Below are 24,331 nucleotides of genomic sequence, written 5' to 3' on the forward strand. Positions count from 1 at the left end.
CTGACCCTAGGCTTGCGTCTTTGCGAACAGCGCGAGCCCGCTGCGGCGCCCGCGCAATTGCTCCGCCGGCAGCGCGGTCCAGCCGCCGCGCGCGGGTTCTGTGCCGGCTTCCTGCAGCAAGGTTGCAGACGTGATCAGCGCCATGCCACTTGTCTTGGTCAGCTGCTCCAGCCGCGCCGCTGTGTTTACCGTGTCTCCGAACACGGAATACTCCAGCCGAGCCGGTGTGCCGGTGACACCCGAAAACACCTCACCCCAATGCACACCGATCCCTGCGGCCAGACCGGTCTCTCCAGTAGCCTCCCGTTCCTGGCGCCAAGCCTCCATCTCCACAAGCAGCCCTTCGGCGCAATCCAGCGCCCGCGCTGCAGCCCGCTCACCCTCAAACAGGATCATCGCTGCGTCGCCGATGTATTTGTCGATCAGACCGCCAGTCCGGCCCGCCACCAATTCGACACGGGTACGGAACTCGGTGATCAGTCTGCTGACATCTTGCGGCTCGCGGCCCTCGCACCAGCTGGTAAAACCGCGGATATCAATGAATAGGATCGCCATTTTCTGCTGGCGGCCTTCCTGCAACGCCTCCAGCCCGCCGCCGGCAAGACGGCCCGCCATCTGGGCCGGCAGATAGCGGGTCAGATTGGCCTTCTGCCGCGTTTCTTCTATGGAGCGGTGCAGCAGTCCCCGCATCCGAAGCGCTGCAACCATCAGCACCAAACCAGCCAGCGCCACCATCAGCACCCGCATCAGATTGGGGGGTGTGGCCATGGCCAGATGCACCCGCTGCATGGCAGCGTCAGAGACGATCGCCGGTTCCCAAAGAACCAGCCACAAAAGTCCGGCCGCAACCAGCAGCACTTGGTATCCCAGCAGCAGCGGGTTGAAACGCAACACGCCAAAAGCCAGGATCAGCGGTGCCATCCAGGCCGAAGGCATGGCAAAGACAACTTCGCCGGACAGCCCGGAATTCACCAAAGACAACCAGGAATTCAGGAAAAGAAAAACACCGTCCGCGGTCACTGCTGCCCAGATCATCCAGTGCCGGAACACGCCTTTGCGGATAGCCGCAAAACTCAGGACACCAACCGTAAGATAGGCAAGTAGAGTTGCCGCCGCCAGGCCGACTTGGTGCCAAAGGTAGTCCTGGCCCACCGTCTGCACTGCATCAACCGCAAGAACCAAGGCCGCCAGCAGCCCGGCAGACACGGCAATCCGCAACAGTGCCACAATGCGCTCGGCTTCTAATTCCGCCGCACGCAGCAGCACCGCCCCGCCGGGGTTGATGTTGCCCGCGCCTGAAACCAGCGGCAACCGCATCTACTCCTCCGCCAGCAGCGCCACCTGGCGCGGCTCGACTTCCACCTGGCCAGGATCTTCCAGTTCCGCGCCGTTGGCCACCACGCCCATCGCCTCGAACCGGCGGGCCGAGGGCAGCACCCGGGCTTCCAGCGAGCCAACGGCCTTGTTGTAGTTGTTCACCGATGACGACAGTGACTTGCCGACGGAGGCGAGGTTCTTGGAAAACGTCGCCAGCCGGTCATAGAGCTCCTTGGCAGTCTTTTGCACTTCGATTGCGTTTTCCGCCATCTTCTCCTGCTGCCAGCCATAGGCTATGGACTTGACCAGCGCCATCAGGGTGGTCGGCGTGGCGATCAGAACCTTGTTTTCAAAGGCATATTCAATCAACCCCGGATCCGCCTCCACTGCCGCGGACACAAACGTCTCACCGGGGATGAACATCACCACAAAATCCGGTGTCTCTCCCAGCGCGCTTTGATAGGATTTCGAGGCAAGCTGGCGCACATGGGTTTTGACATGGCCCGAATGGCGCAGCAGTGCCTGCTGCTGCTGATCGGGCGTCTCGGCCTCCAACGCGTCCAGATAACCCTCCAGCGGGGTCTTGGCGTCCACTACGATGCTCTTGCCGCCAGGGATGCGCACTATTGCGTCGGGGCGGCGCAGACCGTCATCGGTGCCGACGCTTTTCTCCAGCTCATAGTCAACATGCTCGGCCATCCCGGCCATCTCAAAAACCTGGCGCAGCTGCATCTCGCCCCAGCGGCCGCGGGTCTTGGGCGCGCGCAGGGCCTGCACCAGTTTGCGGGTCTCGCCGCCCAACGCCGCCTGGCCATCGGCCAAATGTTTCACCTGCGTCTGGATCGCGCCATAGGCCTCGTTGCGGGCCTTCTCGATTTCCTTGATCCGCTCACCAAACTGACCCAGCTTTTGATCCAGCGGCTTTACCAAGCCTTCAATCGCTGCGTGGCGCTTGGCCAGATCCGCATCAGCGGTTTTGCTATGTGCCTGAAACCGTTCGCTGACCAGGCTCAGGAAACTTTCCGAGTTCTGCTTCAGCACGCCCGAGGCCAGCGCCGCAAATTTGTGCTCCATCTGCGCATTCATCTGCTTGAGCTCTTCCAGCCGCGCCGCATGTTCTGCCTTCAGCGCTTGTACTTGTGCCTCAGCCTGATACCGGGCGGCACGTTCATTATCGCTGGTGCGGCGCAGGGTTGCCAGCTCATCGTTCAGCTCCGGCAGCCGCTTGACCTCCGCCCGAAGCCCGGCCGCCTCCTGGTTCAGACCTGCATTGGCCTGTTCCAACTGCCGGGCCGCGCCTCGCAGCCGCAGTCCAGCCATGGCAATAACAGCGGCCAAACCGGCCAGCGCGTAAATGGCCCATTGGGCCTGTTCCAGTGTCACTGCTCGTCCTCCCTTTTTCGGGGGTTCTTGTTCAGGTGCGCCCGAACAGGCGCTCGATATCTGCCAGTTTCAGTTCCACATAAGTGGGACGGCCGTGGTTGCACTGGCCGGAATGGGGCGTTGCCTCCATCTCGCGCAGCAGAGCATTCATTTCCTCGCCCCGCATCCGCCTTCCAGAGCGGATCGAGCCATGGCAGGCCACCCGGCTCAGGATCGCCTCGATCTTGGCTTGCACCAGCTGGGTTCCGCCCTGGTCGGACAGTTCGTCCAGAATATCCTTGATCATCGCTTCAGCGTTGACCTCGCCCAGGATCGCGGGGGTTTCCCGCACTGCAACAGCCGTGCCGCCAAAGGCCTCAATGCCAAGGCCGAATTTCGCAAGCTCATCAGCCACGCCCAGCAGGCAGGCACAGTCATTGTCGCTCAGCTCGACAATCTCCGGTATCAAGAGTGCCTGGGCCGCAACGCCATTTTCTGCCATCTGATGTTTCAGCTTTTCATAGACCAGCCGCTCATGTGCTGCGTGCTGGTCGACGATCACCATGCCGTCGGCAGTCTGGGCGATGATGTAATTCTCATGCACCTGGCCGCGCGCCGCCCCCAACGGCAGCTGTTCGGCCCCGGGGGCGGTGGCCCCGGACGCATCCGAGGCCTGACCCGGGGCCATTGGAGCCACTGGCACCTCTGTGACCCGCCCGCTGTATGACCCCTGCAATTCGGCAAAACCTGGCGATGGCGGCGCATCGAAGGAAGACATTTGCGGCAACCCGGGGGCTTGCGCCGCGTAGGCGCTGCTGCGTGCGCCCATGGACGGCCGGTCCATCTGATAGATCCGCGGCGCACCGGTAGCAGTAGGTTGTTCCGGTTTCATTGCCCCCAGCGTGGCGCCTGCCACTGTGGTTGATGCGCGGTGTCCGGCCTCTGCCAGCGCATGGCGCAGGGCAGACACGATCAGCCCGCGTGCCAGTCCGGGGTCGCGGAACCGCACCTCGGATTTGGCAGGATGCACATTCACATCCACCAGCTGCGGGTCGCAATCTATGAACAGCGCTGCTGCCGGATGCCGGTCGCGGCTGAGGAAATCAAAATAGGCGGCCCGAAGCGCCCCGGTCAGCATCTTGTCCTTCACCGGGCGCGTGTTCACGAACAGGAACTGCGCCACCGCAGCGCCGCGCGAATAGGTCGGCAGTGCTGCATAGCCAAAGAGGCGGATCCCCTCGCGGGCGGAATCAATCTTCAACGCGTTCTCGGCAAAATCACGCCCCAGAACCGAAGCCAGCCGCCCGTGCAGCGCATCAAACAAATCGCCCGGCAAAGGATCGGCGCGGAAGTTTACCCGCCCCTCACCGCCGCCCGATACATCGCGCAGCGTGAATCCTACCGAAGGCTCTGCCATTGCCAGCCGTTTCACCGTGTCTGAAATCGCCTGGCTCTCGGCCCGGTCGGTGCGCATGAATTTGAGCCGCGCCGGTGTGGCAAAAAACAGATCGCGCAGCTCGACTATGGTGCCTGCCCGCAAAGCGGCGGGTTTCACCGGCTCCAGCCTGCCGCCGGAGACCCGGATCTGCGCCGCCTCATGCCCTGCAGCGCGGCTGGTGATTGTCAGCCGCCCAACAGCCCCCAAAGAAGGCAGCGCCTCGCCGCGGAACCCGAAGGTATGGATATTGAGCAAGTCCGAGCCGTCTATCTTGGACGTCGCGTGGCGGGACAATGCCAACGGCAAGTCCTCCGGCGTCATGCCGCAGCCGTCATCACTCACCCGGATCAGCGTTTTGCCGCCATCGGCGATTTCTACTGTAATGCGGGCGGCGCCGGCATCAATGGCGTTTTCCACCAGCTCTTTGACCGCTGAAGCGGGGCGTTCCACCACCTCGCCAGCGGCAATCCGGTTGATGGCGCTGTCATCCAGCTGGCGGATGATTGGTCGCGTTTTATCGCTGATATGGGGTTCTGCACTGCTCATACCGCTAAATTTAGCATGCGGAGCTGATTCTGCCACTGGAATGCGCGCGGCTTTGGCAGGAGACCCGTAAAAGAAGATTTTCGCACCAAACCACCTGTATCCACCCGGTTTTCAGAGCGTCATTGCAGCCCGCGCACCAATATTTTGTCCAATCAGTCAAAAAAGCCGCCTGCAATCCTTGGCCTTGCTTGCCAATATGCCGCACCCGTGCGAATTTCGCACGGAACTCTGCTGAGGACTCCCCGAATGGAAAGCCAAATCGCTGAACGAAGCGCGCAGCTGCCGCAGCTGGCCGAGCCGCGCAATCCGGGCATGGCGCTGGACCTGGACTGGGTCGCCGCCGTGCAGGCCAATACGTCGGCCATCGAACGCCGCTGCGCCACCCTGCCGGGCCGCCGCAGTGTAAAGAAAGATCATCAGGCTGCCTGGCTTTTGAAAGCCATCAGCCTCATTGACCTCACCACGCTGTCCGGTGACGACACCGAGGGCCGTGTCCGCCGCTTGTGCGCCAAGGCACGGCAGCCGGTCAGCGCCGGTGTTCTGCGCACTTTGGGCATGGAAGGCCTCACCACCGGGGCGGTCTGCGTCTATCACGAAATGATCCCCACCGCTGTTGCCGCATTGCAAGGCACCGGTGTTCCGGTTGCCGCGGTCTCCACTGGCTTTCCGGCCGGCCTGTCGCCCTTCCACCTGCGGTTGGCGGAGATTGAGGAAAGCGTCAAGGCAGGCGCCGGGGAAATCGACATCGTGATCTCGCGCCGCCATGTTCTGACCGGCAATTGGCAGGCGCTTTATGACGAGATGAAGGCCTTCCGCCAGGCGTGCGGCGACGCCCATGTGAAGGCGATCCTGGCGACCGGCGAATTGGGCAGCTTGCGAAACGTCGCCCGTGCCTCGCTGATCTGCATGATGGCAGGGGCCGATTTCATCAAGACCTCCACCGGCAAGGAAAGCGTCAACGCTACTCTGCCTGTCAGCCTGGTGATGATCCGCGCAATCCGCGACTATTATGACCGTACGGGCCACCGCGTCGGCTATAAGCCAGCGGGCGGCATTTCCAAGGCCAAGGATGCACTCGTCTATCTGGCGCTGATGAAGGACGAACTGGGCGACCGCTGGCTGCAGCCTGATCTGTTCCGCTTTGGCGCCTCGTCACTGCTGGGCGATATCGAGCGTCAGCTGGAACACCATGTCACCGGGGCATACTCCGCCGGCTACCGCCATTCCATGGGCTGAGGGCTGAACACATGACCATCAAAGAGATTTTCGACACCATGGAATACGGCCCAGCCCCCGAAAGCGCTGCCGAGGCACTGGCCTGGCTGGTCGATCAGGGCAGCCGGTTCGGCCATTTCATCAACGGTGAGTTCACCGCCCCTGGCGAAGGATTTGACAGTAAAAACCCAGCCACCGGTGAAGTTTTGGCGACCCTGACCCAAGCCACGCAAGCAGACGTCGACAGCGCCGTTGAAGCAGCCCGCAAGGTGCAGGGCAGTTGGGCCGGTCTTGGCGGGCCGGGCCGCGCCAAATACCTCTATGCCATTGCCCGGCTGCTGCAAAAACATTCCCGCCTGTTTGCAGTGCTGGAAACACTCGATAACGGCAAGCCGATCCGCGAATCCCGCGACATCGATATCCCGCTGGCCCAGCGGCATTTCTACTATCACGCAGGCATGGCCCAGCTGATGGAAAGCGAACTGCCGGATGCCGAGGCCCTGGGCGTCTGCGGCCAGATCATCCCGTGGAATTTCCCCCTGCTGATGCTGGCCTGGAAGATCGCGCCTGCAATCGCCATGGGCAACACGGTGGTGCTGAAACCGGCAGAGTACACCTCTCTCACTGCGCTGCTGTTTGCCGACATCTGCCATCAGGCGGGCCTGCCCAAGGGCGTTGTCAACATCGTCACCGGCGACGGTGCCGTGGGCGAAATGATCACTGCGGCAGATGTGGATAAGGTCGCCTTCACCGGTTCCACCTCCGTTGGCCGCCGGATCCGCGAGGCCACCGCAGGCAGCGGCAAAGCGCTGACGCTGGAGCTGGGCGGCAAGTCCCCCTATATCGTGTTTGACGACGCCGATATTGATTCAGCTATCGAAGGGCTGGTCGATGCGATCTGGTTCAACCAGGGCCAGGTTTGCTGTGCCGGCTCGCGTCTGCTGGTGCAGGAAGGCATCGCCGGGCGGTTCCACACCAAGCTGCGCGCCCGGATGGACGGGCTGCGTATCGGCAACCCGCTGGATAAATGCATCGACATCGGCGCCGTCGTCGACCCGGTACAGCTGGACACCATCAGCAGCATGGTCGCGGCCAATACCGCCGGCACCATGCACCAGGCCCAGGTGAAAATGCCAGAAGGCGGCTGTTTCTACCCGCCGACGCTGATTGAAGGCCTGTCGCCTGCCGATCCGCTGATGCAGGAGGAGATCTTTGGCCCTGTGCTGGTCTCCTGCACCTTCCGCACTCCCGAAGAGGCGGCGGAGCTAGCCAATAACACCCGCTACGGCCTTGCTGCGACGCTTTGGACCGAGAACGTGAACCTGGCCCTGGATATGGCGCCGAAACTGGCGGCCGGCGTTGTTTGGATCAACGGCACCAATATGTTTGACGCCGCTGCGGGTTTTGGCGGTGTGCGTGAGAGCGGCTTTGGACGCGAAGGCGGCTGGGAGGGCCTGACCGCCTATACCCGCCCCAAGACCGCAGCCAAACCGCTGGCCAGGGTGGAGCCGTTTGAGGGCGTTGGCGCCCCGGCAGACCCGCTGGACCGTACCGCCAAGATGTATGTCGGCGGCAAGCAGACCCGCCCGGACAGCGGTTATTCCCAGGCGGTCTATGGCAAATCCGGCGCGCTGCTGGGCCACGTCGGCCTCGGCAGCCGCAAGGATGTCCGCAACGCGGTTGAAGCCGCCGCCGGCGCCGGAAAATGGTCCAAGACCACCGGCCATCTTCGGGCACAGATCCTATACTATATCGGCGAGAACCTCTCGGCCCGAGCGGCGGAGTTTGCCACCCGCATTGACGCAATGACCGGCAAGAAGACCGGCGCCGCTGAGGTCGAGGCCTCGATCCAGCGCCTGTTCACTGCGGCTGCATGGGCCGACAAATATGACGGTCAGGTCCATGGCGTACCGATCCGCGGCGTGGCGCTTACAATGAAGGAACCCGCCGGTGTGATTGGCGTGCTCTGCGCCGATGAGGCACCGCTGCTGGGACTGGTCTCGGCAATGGCGCCTGCCATCGCCATGGGCAACCGGGTGGTGCTGGCGTCCTCCGAACCCTACCCGCTGGCGGCAACTGATTTTTACCAGGTGCTGGACACCTCAGACGTACCCGGCGGTGTGGTGAACATCCTGACCGGCAGCCATGCAGAGCTGGCGAAACCACTGGCCTCGCATCTGAACGTGGACGCGGTCTGGAGCTTCTCCTCCTCAGATCTGTCGGCATCAATCGAGGCAGCTTCCGCAGGCAACCTGAAGCGCACCTGGGTCAACAACGCCACCGCGATGGACTGGACGCAGGATCACAGCAAGCGTTTCCTGCAAGAAGCCACCGAGATCAAAAATATCTGGGTGCCCTACGGCGAGTGAAACAGGTCCCCAGGGCTTTCCCGCTTCTGGTCAAGATATACAGCGCCGCTCCATCCGGGGCGGCGTTTTCTTTTTGGCCCTGCCGGTGTCCCAGGCCCAAGACGGGGCTTGCAAGCAAAAGAAAACGCCCGCTCCTTTCGGAACGGGCGTAAAAAATCCGGGATAAGCGCGGATTAGCGGCGGATACCCAGGCGCTTGATCAGGTCCTGGTAACGGGACACGTCCTTGCCTTTGGTGTAGTCCAGCAGCTTGCGGCGCTGAGCAACCATCTTCAGAAGGCCACGGCGGCCGTGGTTGTCCTTCTTGTGGGTTTTGAAGTGCTCAGTCAGGGTGTTGATGCGCGAGGTCAGGATTGCAACCTGGACTTCCGGCGAACCGGTGTCGCCGTCCTTGGTTGCGAATTCTTTCATCAGGCGGGTTTTTTCTTCTGCAGTGATCGACATCGGGGTCTCCTTAAAAGGTTAGAGTGGATGGCTCAGGCCGGGATGTCGTCCAGCACAGGCCCATGGAGATATCTGCCGCAGAATCGCAGCAGATGCGGGCGTATATGATGTTTTCATGTTAAAGGCAAAGATTAACTGCCAGAGGGTGGATCCGCGCGGGCCTACTGCGGCAGCAACCCGGTCGCTGCGGCCGAAGCTGTGTCGATCAGTACCAGATCCGCCGCCGTCAGCCCGCTGGCTCCGGTGACCCGCAAGGCAGGCTCACCGTCGACAAGGATAACCTGCTCGTCACCTGCCTCGGGGTTTTGTTGCAACTCTATAGAAGGTTCTTCGCCGTCCTCAAAATCCCAAACCAGAACCAGCTTATCTTCATCTGTATCGAAATCCATCAGCTGCACCGCCTCTTCGGTCCCGGTCCAGTTGCCAGCCATGAACTGATCCTCGCCGGCACCGCCGGTCAGCACATCCCCTGCCCCGGCAATCAGTGTATCCTCACCGGCACCGCCATTAAGATAATCCTGATCCGTGCCGTCCCCGGCGCCGGACACCACATCATTTCCATATCCGCCAAACAACGCGTCGGCGCCGCTGCCGCCCACTAGGCTGTCATCGCCGTCGTTGCCATGCAGTGTGTCCCGGCCTTCACCGCCTTCCAGCCAGTCCTGCCCTTGGCCGCCATGCAGCAGGTCCGCACCGCCGCCGCCCTGAAGCGTGTCATCCCCGAAATGCCCAAAGAGACTGTCCTCTCCGGCGGCGCCCTGCAGCACGTCATCACCGTCTTCGCCGTGCAGCAGGTCCTGGCCATTGCCGCCGGACATGCTGTCATCGCCGCTACCGCCATGCAGAACATCGCTGCCCGCCCCCCCGTCGATCCAGTCATGGCCGCTGTACCCGCCAAGCTGATCATCGCCATCACCGCCGCTAAGGCTGTCAGCCGCCCCGGCTCCCGCGATGACATCATTGTCATCGGTTCCAATCACGGTACTGCCGCCCGGCTCGATAAACCCGCCATCCAGCCCATCCCCGCCAGTGTCTGCTTCCGGATCGGGGCCGGAGGCCGGATTCGCCTCATCCGGGGAATCTGTATCAACCAGGACTGCGCTGCCTACCGCAACAAGGCCCAGAACACTTGCCAGCCACAACATTGCCCGCTCAACCTCAACAAAAACATACACCCACCTGAACGGTCACACGCCTGGATTGAAAAGGCAAAACAAATGGGGAACATGAGTTAACAGGCGTTGAAGAACCCGCTAACGCTGCTGCCAAAGCGCCGGTTGCTGGGAGTAGGCGATGTAAAGCGGATGCTTCGGATGGCCGGCCTTGCTGAGGCCAAGGTGGTGCAGCGGCTTTCCAGTTGCGCGCAGCGCCGCGGCAACCCGGGCCCCTTGCCCGCGGTGCTCACCATGGGTGCCCCAGGCGCAGATCACCATGTCAGCCCAATCAACACCGTTTAAAATGGCCGCCATGTTGCCCGGGCCTTCCGGCTCTGCCAGCTGCCGCATCCCGCGCGGATCGGTGACCCGGCAGGCAAAGATGTTGGTGGCCCGGAAACCGCCGAACCCCAATGCCCGTGCGCGGCGCTCGCAGCGTTCAATGGTCGGATCATTCTGTACTTCGGTTGCGGTTGACGGGTTCAGCATCACAAACATCACCCGCGGCCCGGCAGGATCCCATACCCGGGTCAGGCTGTAGCGATAGGTTTCGCAATCGGAATAGACGGCGGTTGAGGGCGCATCGCCCTTGGTGTGGCTGCGGGTGATCATCAGCCGCTTGTAGCAGGGCTTGTTCGACTGCCCAAGCTTGCGGTCCAAGTTTCAAGATCACCCCAAGAAGTGCCCTTTATGTGCATTGCCGGGCACCACGACACATTGCAGCTGTTGGCGTTATATTTCTTTCGGACAGGTTTTTGCATGGAATTGTTGCTGCTCACCAAAGTGTTCAGTCCCGGCTTCTGGTGGATCGGATCCACAAGGAAACTGTCTGGCTCTGAAGTCCGGATCTTGCAGATGTATTTGTACGGCGCGCGTCCACTGAGTGCCTTGAGAGGGCGGGTGCAAAGGCCGTCGTCCAGCGGTCGGAGAGCAGGCCATCTGAAAGCAACGATCATGGCTTCATCTTCTTCACCAGGGACGATTGAGCGGGACTCATTGGGACGGGTCTTCTGATCCTCAGCAGCCCGCCGCTCCGCAATTGGCTTTGGGGTGATGCCAGGTTCCTGGTTCAGCTCCGCGATTGACGCCTGCACTTCTCGGGACATTACTGCGCAATGCGCTGCCGGGTGACAGGACCGACGCAGAGGTGGCATGTCTGTCCCATAAGGCGTCCTTCCATTCCAATGAATGGATCGCACTATCAAACTCTGGAATCAAACAGCTAAGCAGCGCTTCATTTGCCACAGATCAAAGACTTAGGCGTTTGGCCTGCTGTTTGCTATGCTGAGGCAGCGAACAGAAGGATTGGAGCAATGCTGGAGATTTCAGCCCGTAAGGTGGCACAAGTGGCGATGATGGCCCGTGAACTGGGCCGGGCTGAAGGGGAATTGCGCGCCTTCATCGACCGGATGGGGGAAGATCAGCAGTCGGAATTGGTTGGTATCATGTGGGTCGGCCGCGGCAGTTTTGAGCCGGAAGAACTGGGTGAAGCGATCTATACCGCCCGGCAGGAAGCGACCACGCCGACCGTCGATTACTTGCTTGGAACGCCGCATCTGGCTGACAATCTGGAGGCTGGCATGGAAGCGCTGGGCATTGATGTGAACGATGTTGAGGACGATGTGATCGGCCGCTAGGGGCCGCACCGGTTTGGAATGCAAAAGGGCGCCGCAATCCGGCGCCCCTTGTTGTTTCCAGCAGTCCTCAGGCCTTGCTGTCGACGACGTCAAGGTGCTGGGCCAGCTTGCCGATCCCGCCCATCCACTTTTCGACCAGGCCCAGGTCGCTGGGCGCGGCGTGTACACCGGCGGCGATCTTGCCGTTCATGGCCGCCTCGATTGCGAAGGACACCGGATAGGAGACCAGGCGTGCCATTGCGGTGCCGCGGTCGTCGCCCCAGGCGTCCATCACATAGGTCTTATGCCAGGCCTCGGTGCCGTCTTTTTCCGCCTTCAGGCCAACACAGAGCACCACCCGGTCCGGCTCGCCCTCGTCATAGGCGTTCTCGGTCCAGAACTGGTCCGACATTTCCTTAAGCCGGGCGTCGCCTTCGGGACCGCTGAGGGTTTCGACCTCCTTGAAGACATCCGCCCAGGCATCGGCCCAGCCGTTGAGGCGCAGGGTGCCGCGGACGAATTCCTTCACCTTCCAGTCCTCGCCGAACTCATACTGCGCCATGAACGGGATCGAGTCGCGGTTCGGGTAGACCTCAAAGCTTTCGGGTGCGGGCAGCGGCGCCTCGTAGGAGGAGATCGCATCCCAGGGGCGGGCGACGTCCAGCTCCTTGAAGCCGCGGATCGATTTTGAGGGCGAACGCAGCGCCTTCAGCACGCCCAGCGGCGACCAGCTGAACTTGTAGCGGAACGGGTTCGGGGTCTTGGGGATGCCGCCGCAGTAGGAGATGAAGCTGATTTCGTTTTCCGCGTCAAAGGCATCCGACGCCTTGTAATCCGCCACCAGCGCATGCGCCATCAGGTGGTCGATGCCCGGATCCAGGCCCACCTCGTTGATCAGGCAGACGTCTGCATCCTTGGCTTTTTGGTCCAGTGCGCGCATTTCCGGCGCGATGTAGGAGGAAGAGACGAAATGCGCGCCGTGCTCTATCGCCAGCTCGGCCAGCGGCACGTGCCAGTCGCCGGGCAGCATGGAGACGATAACGTCCTTTGGGCTGAGCATCCGGCCCAGGTTGGCGATGCTGAAGACATGGATGTTAGTGGTCAGATCACCGACGGCCTCACGCGCCTTGTCGGTGGTCCGGTTCCAGACCGCCACGTCATGGCCCGCTTCGAGCAGGCGGCGGAGGCCGGGGATGGCAGAGAGGCCGGTGCCGCACCAGTGAATTGTCATGAGAGTTCTCCCTTGCGATTATTGCGAGGGCAGAAGAAACCTCTTGCCCGGCCGAAAGCCGGGCAGCGCCCGTCCGCCCCCATGGGCGGGCGCTTTGCTTCCGCCCGCGGACGGGCGCTGCCCTCTCCGTGAACGGACAAACCTGTCATTTGGGCAGATGCTCCAGGAAGGTGGCCTTGGCCCGGCCCCAGACGCCGCTGTCCAGATCGGTCAGGGTCAGCAGCGAGGGAAGCAGCTGGGCTGCGTAATCCTCGGAGCTTTCCACCGGCAGCATGGAGGGCAGGTTGTCGATTGCCATCACATCCAGCACCGGGTGTTCGGCGACACGCAGAGCAGGTTGCTCCCATGATGTCGCGCGGTCATAGACCGGCACCGGATTGTAGTCACTGTCAGGGTCGCAAGCGACATCGCCGATGGCGGTCAGCTTGCGGTCCGCAGCCAGCGCCTCGCGCGGGACAAAGACCGGAGTGCCGGGACGGGCGAAGATACAGTTGAGAAACAGGTCATGGTCCAGGATCTCCGGGAAAGGGCCGCCGCTTGCGGTTTCGTCCATGTCCCATTTGGTGACTTTGACCCCCATCGCTTCGCAGAGATCAGCCGCACCCGTGCCGACCCGGCCAAGCGCGCCGATCACGATAGCAGAGGGGCGGTCTTTGTTCAGGGCATCAAGTTCCGCACCCAGATCCGTCAGCAGCGCATCCTTGCCGCCATAGACGCCAACCGGGCCGCAGATTCCGCCGCGCTGCTGGGCGGTCCAGGACTTCAGTGTTACCGCGGCGCCGGCATAGCCCGCCCAATACCCAAAGGCAGCAACCCGGCGGGCGCTTTCATCCACCAGATATTCCAGATCATAAAGGGTGCCGCCGCCGGCCTTGAAACGCTCCAGCAGTGCCTTGCCGGAATGCTGGCCCTTGAAGGCATGGCCGAACATGATGTGACGGTGGGGCAGCGGGGTGCCGTCCTCGGGCAGTTCCTTGAGGCCAAAGATAATCGCGTCCGCGGGGGCCTGGGGCCAGGAGTTTTCCGGTGCAATGCCGCAGCCTGCATCAATGTAACCCTGCAGCGGCAGCGCCCTGACCGAGCTTTCCTCAACCGTGACCCTGATGCCGCCTGACAGCAGCGCCTTGGCGCCTTCGGGGGTCAGGCCGACCCGCTCCTCATTCGGGCGCTGTTCGGCCCGTACCCATAGATGCGTCATCGTCATGTCCTTCAAAGCATTCCCTTGGCATAGATTGCGCGGATCGACTCGCGCTGCTCCATTGCCGTCATGAAAGTCTGGATTTTGGGGAAGCCGTCGACTTTCACCCCGTCACCCGCCAGCCAGGTGCAGATCACATAGAGGTAGCAATCGGCGAGGCTGACCGTATCGCCCAGCACAAAGGGTCCGCGCAGGCCCGCCTGGCTGATGTACTCGCAGGAGGCCGTCATCGTCTGCGGCACCTTGGCCTGCATGTCCTTGTAGCTGGAGGTCTTGCTGGCCCAGCGGGCGCCGCGCCGCATATGGGCATGGTTCACGTGCATGGTTGAAGCGAGGTAGAACATCACCTCGCGCATCCGCGCCTGCAGTACCGGATCCTGCGGGCGCAAGCCGGCCTCGGGCGCCATATCAGCGATATATTCCAGCAGCGCGCCGGTCTCGGTCAGGATGCCGCCGTCAACCGCCAATGCGGGCACCCGGCCCTTGGGGTTGATCTGGGCATAGGCCGGGCCGGTCTGTTCCTTGGCGGCAAAGTCGATCTTTACTGCTTCATATTCGATCCCGGCTTCTTCCAGTGCGATGGCCACAGCCACGGAGATCGTGTTGGGGGCGTAATAAAGCTGCATGTCTTTTCCTCCCTCTCGGTCGTTCAAAGATGTGTCTGGGCAAAATGCCGGTCCGGCGCTTCCAGATGCGGCACTGCGTTGAACAAAACCGGGCTCAGGTGGCCGCCGATGGGGAACAGACGATGTATCGAGGTGTTCATGATCGCCAGCGTAACCCGGGCCATGGCTGCGGAGTCCAGCCCCATCGCTTGCCGCAGGGCCATCGAGATCAGCCCGCCGGAGGTGACAACCATTGCGGGGCCGTCGCCTGCGGCGATTTCCTCCAGACAGGCCTGGGTGCGGGTTTCGAAACTGGCCCAGCTTTCGTAGGGATCGGCGATTTCGTCCTTGGCCCAAGCGGCGAAAACCTTGGGTAAATGGTCGACAAAGCCCTCGCGCTCTTCCGGAATTGGCAGGCCGTGCTGATCGCGCATCGCCTCGGCGAGAGTGAAATACTCCATCTCGTTCAGCCGCGCGTCCTGCTCCGGATCGGCAAAGCCCATAGAGGCCGCGGTTTCGATATGCCGCCTAAGGGTCCCGCAGTAGACGCGCGGGTGGTGGCTGCCGGTGCTGCGCAGATGGTCCCCCAGCCAGGCCGCCTGCTGATGACCCAGATCGCTGAGACGGTCATAGCTGGCCTCGTCCCGGGCGCCGGTATTGGCCTGGCCGTGGCGGATCAGCGTTATGTGGGACATGGGCGGCGGCTCCGTTGTTACCGGGGAAGTCTTAGGGGAGGTTCAGGGCAGAGGGAAGACCAGGCCGGGTGCAGGTTTGATCAATTTGATTGAGGGCAGGGGCAAAACTGGAGCAATGTGCATCTGTCAATAGGGAGATATGCGATGCCCCTTAACCCTCAGCGTTTTCTGGATGACCTTCATAAACTGCGCAGCTTTGGTGCCTCGGGTGCAGGCAAGGGAGTGGTGCGGCAGGCGTTTTCAGAAGCAGATATCGCGGCGCGGAAATGGCTGGCCGAACGGATGGCAGAGTGCGGGTTAGAGCCGCATTTCGACCCGCTTGGCAATCTGTTCGGGCTGGCCGGGGAGCGCAGCCTGCTGGTTGGGTCGCACAGCGACAGCCAGCCCGAGGGCGGCTGGCTGGACGGCGCGCTGGGTGTGGTGGCCGGGCTGGAGATTGCCCGCGCAGCCAGGGAGGCCGGCGGGCCGCTCATTTCCTGCGTCAGCTTTCAGGATGAGGAGGGGCGGTTCGGGGTGCTGACCGGATCGGATGTTTGGACCGGCAAGCTGGCGCTGGATGAGGCGGATAGGTTCACTGACAACGCCGGCAATACCCTGGCCGGGATGCGGGCGCGGATGGCGGGGCTTTCGGGGGATTTCTTGCCGCTTGAACGGTTCTGCGGTTTTCTGGAAGTGCATATCGAGCAAGGCCCCTATCTGGAAGAAACCGGGCTTAAGCTTGGGGTGGTGACTGATATCGTCGGCATCCGGGACATGAGGATCACGTTTTTGGGCCGGCAGAACCACGCAGGCACCACGCCGATGCACCTGCGACGGGATGCGTTTCAGGCGCTGTCTGCCTTCAACGCGGCGCTGAACAGCCGGTTTGCCAATGTGGTGACGCCTGCCACGGTCTGGACTATCGGTCATGTTGCGTTGCACCCCAATGCGTCCTCTGTTGTGCCCGGACGCGTCGGGTTTTCAGTGCAATGGCGCGATGCTGATGCAGACCGGCTGGTGCGGATGGAAACGCTCATCAAGGAGACAGCGCGGGAGATAGCGGCCGAATACGGTGCGGCATCGGAGCTTGGCCCGGTGATGGGCATAGAACCGGTGGCGATGGATGCGCGGTTTCAGGCGGAGTTGGGGGCCGCTGCAGAGGCGTTGGCACCGGGCAAGTGGCAAAATATGCCGTCGGGTGCTTTGCATGATGCGGCTAATCTTGCGACGGTGATGCCTGCGGCAATGCTGTTTGTGCCTTCGATCGGCGGCATAAGCCATGCCTTTGACGAAGATACAGCGGAAGCAGATCTGGTGCTGGGACTGCAGGTGCTGGACTGCGCGGCCCGGGCGCTGGCGGGATGAATTGCAGGCGGGTTCTCCCGCCTGTTCCCGGACATCCTGCGGGATGCCCTCTCACAGTTGGGCCGGGCGCCGCTGGCGCGGCGCGGTCAGCCCCGTCCGTAGCCGCGTTTGAGCATCCGGTTGCGGTGCCTGTCGGCAGCCAGGGAAGCCTCGCGCAGATTGCCGTAGATGTTGATGACGCTTTGCCCGTTGCCGCCGGCTATGCCCCATTCGCGCAGCACGGAGACCTCGGAAAACAGGTTCATCGCCAGCTCAATCCGGTAGAACCGGGACGGGCGCGAAGGGGCTTGGCGGTAGAGCAGACAGGTGGCCATGGATTGATTCTATGCTAAGCGATTCGCCGCGGCAAGAATCTCTATGCTGCGCTGACAAAAGTGAGGCCCCAGAGCGCGGAAGACAGCGCCGCCGCGGCGAACACCAGCTTAGCCAGAATGGACAAGGCCGGCAAATTACTGCAGCTGCGTTTTCTTTCGCTCTTCTTATCTGGAAGAAAGAGCGTCCTGCGGGAAAGTTGGTTTTGTCCCGGAACAGGGTCAGCCCCAGTCGACATCGCCCAAGAAGATGTAGCCCGCGCCATAGATCGTCTTGATCAGACGTGGATTCTTGGGGTCTTCGCGCAACTTGGTGCGCAGGCGGGAGACGCGCACATCCATTGCCCGGTCAAAGCTCTCTCCAGCCGCACCGCCAAGTGCCTCCTGCATCTGGGCGCGGGAGATCAGCCGCTTGGGGCTGTCGAGGAACAACCGCAGAACTTCGCCCTCGGCATGGGAAAACGGAGTTTCGCTGCCTGTTTCATCTTCCAGCAAATAGCGGTCGAAATGCGCGGTCCAGCCGGAGAACCGGGCGGTATCGCTGGCAGGGGCCGCTGTGCGGGGGGCGCTGCGCAGGCGGGCGCGGACCCGGGCGACAACTTCGGCCGGATCAAACGGTTTGGTGATGTAATCATCAGCTCCCAGCTCCAGCCCCGTCACCCGGTCCTGCACCTGGGCACGGCCGGAGATGATGATGACCGCCGCGCCTTGTTCCAGTGCAAGCCGGTGCACCAACGCCAGCCCGTCAGTATCGGGCAGTGACAGATCGACCAGGCAAACATCGGGTGTCATCCGGTTCAGAGCCGCCTCGAATTCGCGTGCGCGCGCGAAACTTTGGGTGCGGAAACCTGCGTCCTCCAGCGTGCTGGTCAGGATCCGGCGGATTTCCGGCTCGTCATCCAGGATGGTGACCAAGGGCGATGTCATGCGGCGGGCTCCGGTTTGATCAGCGCGGACAGTTGATGCGTGGTGAATGGTTTGCGCAAAACCGGCCCGCATTTCAAGGCCTTGCGGAACAACGGGTCGCTGACGGGAAGGGACGTCATCAGGATGCAAGGCAGGTTTGAGCCGTCAAGCCGGGTGGCCAAGTCGATGCCGGTGGCAGTCCCCTCCAGTTTGATGTCGGAGAGCACCAGCGCGATGTCTGGCAAGTCGGCGGTGAGCGCACTGGCTTCGTCCACGCTGGCTGCTTCGATGACAGAATAGCCAAGATCAATCAGCATATCGCGAAAGGCGGCACGCAGTTCTTGGCTGTCCTCGACCAGCAGGGCCATGCCGCCCTTGGCATCAGGTGCCAGCCGGTAGGGCAGCCGCAGGGTCACCGAAGCGCCGGTTTGGGTGTTGCTGATCCGCATGTCGCCGCCGGTCAGTTTGGCCATGTCGTAAACCATTGGCAGGCCAAGACCGGAGCCTTCGCTGCCTTTGGTGGTGAAGAAAGGGTTCAACGCCTTGTCCAGCGCTTCGGGAGAGAAACCGGGGCCGCTGTCGGTCACCGTGATTTCCACCCAGGTCTGCCCGACCGCATGGGCGCTGACAGTTATCTGGCCCGAAGTCCCGCAAGCGTCGCGGGCGTTCAGGATCAGGTTCAAAAGCGCATCCTGCAGCTTGCCGCTGTCCAAAAGCAGCACCTCGTCCGGCATGTTATCAAGGATGCTTAGCCCAATTCCCTGCGGCAGAGAGGGAGAGGCGAGGATCTTCAATTCACCCAGCAGCGCATGCATGTCGGCCGCCTGCGGGCGCAAGGTGCGCTGGCCCGTCATTTCAGCTATCCGGTTTAGCAGCCGGCCGCCGCGCTTGGCGGCGGAAAGCGTGCCTTGGACCAGTTCGGTTGCCTCGCTGCTCAACCCCATTTTCTCCAGCTTGCTTTGCATGCCGAGTATTATGGTCAAGAGATTTGAGAAATCATGTGCCAGGCCGCTGGTCATCTGCGCCGCCATCTCGCGGCGGCGGGCCTGCTGCAGGGCAACCCGGGCCTGGGTTTCCTCAGTCACATCCATTGACAGGATATAGACGCCGCCGTGCTGGTCCGGGGTAAAGGCCACCCGGATGCGGCGGCTGCCGTGGCTTTCGGTGAACTCGAATACCGGGCTGCTGCCCTTGTAGGCGGCCAGCAAATGCGGCTCAATCCGGTCAAAGGCAGTCTCTCCCAGTGCGTCCGCAATATGCATGCCGAGGATATCGGAGGGGCGGCTGGGAAACACCGAGCTGAGGCGGCGGTTGGTATAGGTGTAATAGCCGTCCGCATCGACGTGGGCGATATGGGCGGGCATCATCTCGGTCGTCAGCCGGGTACGGCCTTCGATCTCGGTCAGCTGGCGCTTGGTCTCTTCCAGGGCAGTATTTGTGGCTTCCAGCTGGCGGTTGGCGGCGGATAGTTCCTCGGTATGAGTGATCAGCTTTTCTGACAGTTCCTCGGACCGGGAACGTAGCAGCTGTTCAGCCTGTTTGGCACGGGTGATGTCGGTATAGACAGTGACCCAGCCGCCCTGCGGCAATGGCGAGCCTTCAATCGAAATCATCTGCCCGTTGGGCCGTTCACGCTCCAGGTAATGCGGCACAAAATCCAGTGCCTGAGCAACCCGGCTTTGCACGATGTCCTTGGTATCTGTTTCCGGCGCGTATTCACCGGCCTCCGCAAGAAAGCGGATAGTGTCGGCAAAGGACGCCCCCGGCTGCACCAGATGATCAGGCAGTGAGAACATCTCTTGGAAACGCCTGTTGCAGACCGCCAGGCGCAGATCGTTGTCATAAATCGACAGCGCCTGGGCGATCAGGTTCAGCCCGGCGGTGGTCATGGCGGCGTGCGGCTTGCTTATTCGGTTCATGGTTCTCCCCGCTTCATGGCTAGCACCGCGGCGGGTGCGGGGCAAATCGCCATTCAGCCGCGGGAGAAGGCCATGCCGTGGCGTCAGACCGGCGATCTCCTTAGGGTTGCCGGACGCGGTGAGCGGAAGATGGTGCAAGTGATGCGAAACTTGAAACGACTGCCCGCTGCGTTTGATTCGAATTCCGGCCAATTCGTGCGCATCCCGCGCGCTTTGCCCCGGTGTCGTTGCAAAGGCTGCAGGATTTTGTATGCCCGGTGGCTCGGCAGCTTGCGTAACAGCCCGTAAAACAAGGGGAACAGCTTTGTTACAATTCGTAAGATTTGGGAAAACATCAGGAAAAAGTTGACGGGCTATTCTTTGCACGTCCCTACTCGGGGCCAGAACCGCGGGCAGCGGTCAGGTCCGGCAGCAACGCCGGAAAGGGAGGAAAGAAAGTTGGCTCAGATGCAGATGGGCGCCGAAGGGATGTTATCCCTGCCGGCGCTGCTTCAACGCAATGCGGTGCAATTCGCTAATGCACCGGCCTACCGGGAAAAGGAATTCGGCATTTGGCAATGCTGGACCTGGGCCGAGGCGGCAAAGGAAATCGAGGCGTTGGCGCTGGGCCTCATCAACCTTGGCGTGAATGAAGGCGATTTTGTCGCTATTATCGGCCGCAACCGTCCTTATCTCTACTGGTCGATGGTTGCTGCGCAGGCGGTGGGTGCCGTGCCGGTACCGCTCTATCAGGACGCGGTGGCCGAAGAGATGGCCTATGTGCTGGGCCATTGCGGCGCACGCTTTGTGATCGTGGGCGATCAGGAGCAGGCCGACAAGGTGATCGAGATCCAGGATCAGCTGCATCAGTTTGAGCATATGATCTATCTCGACCCGCGCGGGATGCGGAAATACGAACATACCCAGCTGCACCAGTTCAGCCATATCCAGGATCAGGGCCGCGCGGCGCGCGACGAACTGACCGGTGAGCTGCAGGCGCGCCAGGCCAAGCTGACCTACGACAGCACCTGCGTAATGCTTTATACCTCCGGCACCACCGGCAAGCCCAAGGGCGTGGTGCTGTCGAACCGGAATGTGATCCAGAGCGCCAAGAACTCGGCTGAGTTCGACCATTTGACTTTGGGTGAGAACATCCTTTCCTACCTGCCGATGGCATGGGTGGGCGATTTCATTTTCTCAATCGGTCAGGCCTACTGGTGCGGTTTCTGCGTGAACTGCCCGGAAAGCGCCGACACAATGATGACCGACCTGCGAGAGATCGGTCCGACTTACTTCTTTGCACCGCCGCGGGTGTTTGAGGGCCAGCTGACCAATGTGATGATCCGGATGGAGGACGCGGGCGCCCTGAAGCGCAAGATGTTCCACCATTTTCTGGCCCATGCCAAGAAAGTCGGAGGCGACATTCTGGACGGCAAGCCGGTGGGTCTGATGGACCGGCTGAAATACGCATTGGGCAATGTGCTGGTTTACGGCCCGCTCAAGGATACGCTTGGCTACGGCCGCATCCGTGTGGGGTATACCGCGGGGGAGGCAATCGGGCCGGAGATCTTTGATTTCTACCGCTCTCTGGGTATCAATCTGAAACAGCTTTACGGCCAGACCGAAGCCACCGTGTTCATCACCGTGCAGCCGGATGGCGAGGTTCGCGCCGATACCGTGGGTGTTCCTGCACCGGAAGTGGAGATCAAGATCGGCGACAACGGTGAAATCTACTACCGCTCGCCGGGCACGTTTGTGGAGTATTTCAACAATCCGGAGTCCACGGCCTCGACCAAGGACGCAGAGGGCTGGGTGGCCACTGGCGATGCCGGTTTCTTTGAGGAAGGCTCCGGCCACTTGCGGATCATCGACCGTGCCAAGGACGTGGGCAAGATGGCTGATGGTGCGATGTTTGCGCCCAAATATGTAGAAAACAAGCTGAAATTCTACCCGGACATTCTGGAAGCAGTGTTGTTTGGCAATGGCAAGGACCGCTGCGTGGCCTTCATCAATATTGACCTGACGGCTGTCGGAAACTGGGCAGAGCGCAACAATATCGCCTATGCATCCTATCAGGAACTGGCCGGGCATCCGCAAGTCCTGGAATCACTCCGCGGGCATGTGTCGGCGGTGAACCAATCGGTAGCGGAAGACCCGATGCTGTCAGGCTGCCAGGTCCACCGATTTGTAGTTCTGCACAAGGAACTGGACGCCGATGACGGCGAAATGACCCGCACCCGCAAAGTGCGCCGCCGCATCGTTGAGGAGAAGTTCGGCGACATCATTACCGCGCTGTACGACGGTTCGGAGCAGGTCTCGACCGTAACGGAAGTGACCTATGAAGACGGCCGCAAAGGGTCCATCAGCGCGACGCTGACTATTGTCGATGCGGACGTGAAACCGGCTGCGGTTCACAAGGTGGCCGCGGAATGATGCACGTATTTCCGGAAAAAAATCTGCCCCATGCCGGGCAGGCCGGGCGGATCTCAGATCAAGTCGGGATTGAGGCCGGGATTGAAGGCCGTGTTGACCACCTGCTGGATCTTGAAGGGAGAGCTGAACCCGTGTGTCTGCTCGATAATCGAGGTCAGGCTTTCGGATTGGCTGAGGCCCATCTGCTTGCATTCGACGGCCATCTTCAGAAGGCAGGAATGTTCAAGTTCGCCAAACATTGTTTTGGTCTCCTTGCTGCTCGTTTTTTTCAAGTATCGCATGGAAACCTTAAAATTTCTATGTGGCAGAATAATGGAGGCCGTTGTTATGCTTGACAATTCCTTAAGCTTTGTGACTGACGACGGCCGCACCATCGGCGGTGTGGTGATGGAGATGAAGAACATCACCCTGCGGTTCGGCGGTGTGGTGGCGATCAAGGATATCTCCTTTGACATCCGCGAGGGCGAGATCCGCGCGATCATCGGTCCCAACGGGGCTGGCAAATCCTCGATGCTGAACGTGATCTCAGGCTTCTATGTGCCGCAGGAAGGCGAAGTGCTGTTTCACGGCAAGAAGCGCCCGCAGATGCGCCCCTATGAGGTGGCCCGCCAGGGCATCGCCCGCACCTTTCAGAACATTGCGCTGTTCGAAGGCATGAGCGTGCTGGACAATGTGATGACCGGACGTCTCAACTATATGAAAACAGGACTGTTTTCGCAGGCTCTGTGGAAGGGCAAGGCGGAAAAGGAAGAGACAGAGAACCGCGAGGTTGTGGAGCGGATCATCGACTTTCTGGAGATCCAGCACATCCGCAAGACCCCGGTGTCACGGCTGCCTTATGGCCTGAAGAAACGGGTTGAATTGGCACGTGCCCTGGCTGCCGAACCAAAGCTATTGCTGCTGGACGAACCGATGGCCGGCATGAACGTCGAGGAGAAGGAGGACATGTCCCGCTTCATCCTGGATGTGAACGATGAATTCGGCACCACCATCGCCCTGATCGAGCACGACATGGGGGTGGTGATGGATCTGTCGGACCGCGTCGTGGTGATGGATTACGGCAAGAAAATCGGTGACGGCACCCCGGATGAGGTGCGCAACAACCAGGATGTGATCGACGCATATCTGGGGGTCAGCCATGACTGAGTTGCAATGCAGCAACACCCAGCCCCGGCGGGGTGACACCCGTACATCCCCTGTACAGCCCCTGAGCACCGCCGCAGTGCAGAATTCCGTGGAGAGCCTCTAATGCCCGAACAACTCGTCTTTGCGATGGAAGTGACGCTGAACGGCCTGATGGCAGGCGTTCTGTATGCGCTGGTCGCGCTGGGTTTTGTGCTGATCTACAAGGCTTCCGGCATTTTCAACTATGCCCAAGGCGTGATGGCGCTGTTTGCCGCAATGACGCTGGTGGGGATCATGCAGGGACAGGTTCCCTTTGCGCATATCATAAATGCGGTCTTTGGCGGCCATATCACCCATTTCGGCTGGAACGTTCCAGGCGTGCTGGCAATTGCCCTGACTGTCGGGGTGATGGTGCTGCTGGCCTGGCTGGTGCAGGTGCTGGTGATGAAGCATCTGGTAGGGCAGGAGCCGATCATCCTGTTTATGGCCACTATTGGTCTTGCCTATTTCCTGGAAGGCGTTGCCGACCTGATGTGGGGTTCCGAGATCAAGACGCTGGATGTGGGCCTGCCGCAGGGCATCAACCTGTGGATTGACGAAACCACCTTTAACATTTTCGGCTACGGCTTCTTTATCGACAATCTTGATATCGTGGCGACGGTGATTGCGGCGCTGCTGGTGGCCGGGCTGGTCTGCTTTGCCCAATACACCAAGCAGGGCCGGGCGATGCGCGCGGTGGCGGATGACCATCAGGCGGCGCTGTCGGTCGGCATCTCGCTGAACTTCATCTGGGTGCTGGTCTGGTCTGTCGCAGGGTTCGTGGCGCTGGTCGCGGGCATCGTCTGGGGCACCAAGTCCGGTGTGCAGTTCTCGCTGTCGCTGATCGCGCTGAAGGCGCTGCCGGTGCTGATGCTGGGCGGCTTCACCTCGATCCCCGGGGCCATTGTCGGCGGGCTGATCATTGGTGTGGGCGAGAAACTGTTCGAGTTTGCCATCGGTCCGATGGTTGGCGGCGCCACCGAGAACTGGTTTGCTTATGTGCTGGCACTGCTGTTCCTGGTGTTCCGTCCGCAGGGTCTGTTCGGGGAGAAGATCATTGAACGGGTCTGACGCTCATATGACCTG

21 protein-coding genes are annotated in these 24,331 nt (G+C 61.4%); 7 read left to right on the plus strand and 14 right to left on the minus strand.

The features are described 5' to 3' along the window. Window positions 1-6 precede the first annotated feature (6 nt). The 3 genes from K3555_RS00125 to mutL are packed head-to-tail and all read right to left on the minus strand — an operon-like array spanning window position 7 to window position 4,663. Window positions 7-1,317 (minus strand): adenylate/guanylate cyclase domain-containing protein, encoded by a 1,311-nt coding sequence (locus tag K3555_RS00125; protein ID WP_260006961.1) that lies wholly within the window; start codon window positions 1,315-1,317, stop codon window positions 7-9. Then, the gene (gene rmuC / locus K3555_RS00130; RefSeq protein WP_260006963.1) at window positions 1,318-2,700 is read right to left on the minus strand and encodes a DNA recombination protein RmuC; all 1,383 of its coding nucleotides are present in this window, start codon (window positions 2,698-2,700) and stop codon (window positions 1,318-1,320) included. Window positions 2,701-2,731: 31 nt separating this feature from the next. Then, window positions 2,732-4,663, minus strand: coding sequence for a DNA mismatch repair endonuclease MutL (mutL, locus tag K3555_RS00135; RefSeq protein WP_260006964.1), 1,932 nt, complete (start codon window positions 4,661-4,663; stop codon window positions 2,732-2,734). A 246-nt stretch (window positions 4,664-4,909) separates the two neighbouring features. On the opposite strand from mutL, the gene deoC reads away from it, so the two are divergent. Together deoC and K3555_RS00145 are read left to right on the plus strand one after the other, a co-directional pair. Continuing rightward, window positions 4,910-5,899 (plus strand): deoxyribose-phosphate aldolase, encoded by a 990-nt coding sequence (gene deoC / locus K3555_RS00140; RefSeq protein WP_260006965.1) that lies wholly within the window; start codon window positions 4,910-4,912, stop codon window positions 5,897-5,899. A gap of 11 nt (window positions 5,900-5,910) precedes the next feature. After that, the gene (locus K3555_RS00145) at window positions 5,911-8,247 is read left to right on the plus strand and encodes an aldehyde dehydrogenase family protein (RefSeq protein ID WP_260006966.1); all 2,337 of its coding nucleotides are present in this window, start codon (window positions 5,911-5,913) and stop codon (window positions 8,245-8,247) included. A 173-nt stretch (window positions 8,248-8,420) separates the two neighbouring features. Here the strand turns inward: K3555_RS00145 and rpsO are convergent, their stop codons facing one another. The 3 genes from rpsO to K3555_RS00160 all read right to left on the minus strand — a co-directional run bounded on the left by rpsO (window position 8,421) and on the right by K3555_RS00160 (window position 10,456). Beyond that, window positions 8,421-8,690 (minus strand): 30S ribosomal protein S15, encoded by a 270-nt coding sequence (rpsO, locus tag K3555_RS00150; protein WP_129369234.1) that lies wholly within the window; start codon window positions 8,688-8,690, stop codon window positions 8,421-8,423. Between the two features lie 161 nt (window positions 8,691-8,851). Continuing rightward, window positions 8,852-9,835: a calcium-binding protein gene (locus K3555_RS00155; protein WP_260006968.1), complete on the minus strand. Its 984-nt coding sequence runs from the start codon at window positions 9,833-9,835 to the stop codon at window positions 8,852-8,854. Window positions 9,836-9,943: 108 nt separating this feature from the next. Continuing rightward, window positions 9,944-10,456, minus strand: coding sequence for a DUF1643 domain-containing protein (locus K3555_RS00160; RefSeq protein WP_259992719.1), 513 nt, complete (start codon window positions 10,454-10,456; stop codon window positions 9,944-9,946). Window positions 10,457-11,157: 701 nt separating this feature from the next. On the opposite strand from K3555_RS00160, the gene K3555_RS00170 reads away from it, so the two are divergent. Next, entirely contained in the window at window positions 11,158-11,481 is a 324-nt protein-coding gene (locus tag K3555_RS00170; RefSeq protein ID WP_027257190.1) for a DUF3775 domain-containing protein, read from the plus strand. A gap of 67 nt (window positions 11,482-11,548) precedes the next feature. On the opposite strand, the gene K3555_RS00175 is transcribed toward K3555_RS00170, so the two are convergent. The 4 genes from K3555_RS00175 to K3555_RS00190 all read right to left on the minus strand — a co-directional run bounded on the left by K3555_RS00175 (window position 11,549) and on the right by K3555_RS00190 (window position 15,189). Beyond that, window positions 11,549-12,691 (minus strand): saccharopine dehydrogenase family protein, encoded by a 1,143-nt coding sequence (locus tag K3555_RS00175; protein ID WP_260006969.1) that lies wholly within the window; start codon window positions 12,689-12,691, stop codon window positions 11,549-11,551. A gap of 145 nt (window positions 12,692-12,836) precedes the next feature. Continuing rightward, entirely contained in the window at window positions 12,837-13,889 is a 1,053-nt protein-coding gene (locus K3555_RS00180; protein ID WP_260006970.1) for a saccharopine dehydrogenase, read from the minus strand. A gap of 11 nt (window positions 13,890-13,900) precedes the next feature. Continuing rightward, window positions 13,901-14,515, minus strand: a complete 615-nt coding sequence (locus tag K3555_RS00185; protein WP_260006971.1) for a glutathione S-transferase family protein — start codon at window positions 14,513-14,515, stop codon at window positions 13,901-13,903. Window positions 14,516-14,538: 23 nt separating this feature from the next. After that, on the minus strand, window positions 14,539-15,189 hold the full coding sequence (locus K3555_RS00190; protein ID WP_260006972.1) for a histidine phosphatase family protein: 651 nt from the start codon (window positions 15,187-15,189) through the stop codon (window positions 14,539-14,541). Window positions 15,190-15,333: 144 nt separating this feature from the next. On the opposite strand from K3555_RS00190, the gene K3555_RS00195 reads away from it, so the two are divergent. Further along, on the plus strand, window positions 15,334-16,533 hold the full coding sequence (locus K3555_RS00195) for a hydantoinase/carbamoylase family amidase (protein WP_260006973.1): 1,200 nt from the start codon (window positions 15,334-15,336) through the stop codon (window positions 16,531-16,533). Window positions 16,534-16,619: 86 nt separating this feature from the next. On the opposite strand, the gene K3555_RS00200 is transcribed toward K3555_RS00195, so the two are convergent. The 3 genes from K3555_RS00200 to K3555_RS00210 form a co-directional block, all read right to left on the minus strand. Then, window positions 16,620-16,847: a WGR domain-containing protein gene (locus K3555_RS00200; RefSeq protein ID WP_129369241.1), complete on the minus strand. Its 228-nt coding sequence runs from the start codon at window positions 16,845-16,847 to the stop codon at window positions 16,620-16,622. Window positions 16,848-17,066: 219 nt separating this feature from the next. Then, complete coding sequence (locus tag K3555_RS00205; RefSeq protein WP_260006975.1) at window positions 17,067-17,771, minus strand: response regulator transcription factor; 705 nt, start codon at window positions 17,769-17,771, stop codon at window positions 17,067-17,069. After that, complete coding sequence (locus K3555_RS00210) at window positions 17,768-19,669, minus strand: PAS-domain containing protein (protein WP_260006976.1); 1,902 nt, start codon at window positions 19,667-19,669, stop codon at window positions 17,768-17,770. Before K3555_RS00210 ends, K3555_RS00205 begins: the two co-directional genes overlap by 4 nt. 447 nt (window positions 19,670-20,116) lie before the next feature. Between K3555_RS00210 and K3555_RS00215 the strand changes: the two genes are divergently transcribed. Next, complete coding sequence (locus tag K3555_RS00215) at window positions 20,117-22,081, plus strand: AMP-binding protein (RefSeq protein WP_260008577.1); 1,965 nt, start codon at window positions 20,117-20,119, stop codon at window positions 22,079-22,081. Between the two features lie 53 nt (window positions 22,082-22,134). Here K3555_RS00215 and K3555_RS00220 read toward each other — a convergent pair whose 3' ends face one another. Further along, a complete protein-coding gene (locus K3555_RS00220) occupies window positions 22,135-22,320 on the minus strand; it encodes a hypothetical protein (RefSeq protein WP_027257200.1) in 186 nt (61 codons plus the stop codon). A gap of 88 nt (window positions 22,321-22,408) precedes the next feature. Between K3555_RS00220 and K3555_RS00225 the strand changes: the two genes are divergently transcribed. Next, a complete protein-coding gene (locus K3555_RS00225; protein WP_259989016.1) occupies window positions 22,409-23,227 on the plus strand; it encodes an ABC transporter ATP-binding protein in 819 nt (272 codons plus the stop codon). A 102-nt stretch (window positions 23,228-23,329) separates the two neighbouring features. Further along, window positions 23,330-24,316 (plus strand): branched-chain amino acid ABC transporter permease, encoded by a 987-nt coding sequence (locus tag K3555_RS00230; protein WP_027257202.1) that lies wholly within the window; start codon window positions 23,330-23,332, stop codon window positions 24,314-24,316. The last annotated feature ends 15 nt before the right edge of the window (window positions 24,317-24,331 follow it).

The sequence above is a fragment of the Leisingera sp. M527 genome, from assembly GCF_025141525.1.
Taxonomy (GTDB): Bacteria; Pseudomonadota; Alphaproteobacteria; order Rhodobacterales; family Rhodobacteraceae; genus Leisingera.